Below are 659 nucleotides of genomic sequence, written 5' to 3'. Positions count from 1 at the left end.
GTTACGCGGCTAAGCCGGTTAATCGTATCCAGTATCGAGACCAGCCCGAGCCGGTCCCACAGTTTCTTTGGCAGCGCGTAGTTCATATGTTGCGCTCCCGAATTCCACCATGGACCTCGGCCATTGAAGGCTGACTTGTTGGCACGCTCCTCGCTCAACCCCAGGCGCATCAAGTTTCTCAGCCTCGTGGGAGGCTGCTTCCATTGACGCCAGATGACGCAGCGGAGTTTGTGCCTGACCCAACCATCCAGTTCCTCAAGCGGCCGCTTGCTCTGGCTGAGCTTGAAGTAGCTAGCCCAGCCTCTCAGGACGGGGTTGATCCGCTCGATGACAGTCGCCATTTTGCGAGCCCGTACGCTGCGCAGCAGCATTCTGAGCCGGTCGCGTAAGCGGTCTAGGCTCATCCTTGCCACGCGCAGTCTTGGCTGCTGGTGCCAGCTCATCCCATAGCCTAGGTAGTCGCACTTCCACGCCCTTGCCACTTGGCTTTTCTTCCTGTTCACCGTCAGCTTCAGACGTTCTCTCAGGAAGCGCTCGACGCTGACCAACACCCGTTCGCCGGCCCGGGGACTGCGTACATAGATGTTCGCATCATCGGCATAACGTACGAAGCGATGGCCCCGTCGCTCCAGCTCGCGGTCGAGTTCGTCGAGCAGGAT

The 659-nt window shown here is 59.5% G+C and carries 1 protein-coding gene; it reads right to left on the bottom strand.

Annotated elements, in window-relative coordinates:
* The coding region (locus ACF8SD_RS03080) for a group II intron maturase-specific domain-containing protein (RefSeq protein WP_392483753.1) at positions 1-659 on the bottom strand (659 nt) is incomplete at both ends.

The organism is Pseudomonas sp. CJQ_9 (genome assembly GCF_043106615.1).
Taxonomy (GTDB): Bacteria; Pseudomonadota; Gammaproteobacteria; order Pseudomonadales; family Pseudomonadaceae; genus Aquipseudomonas; species Aquipseudomonas juntendi.
Note: the sequence above shows the minus strand (reverse complement) of the source record. Positions and strands in the feature narration are given on the sequence as shown.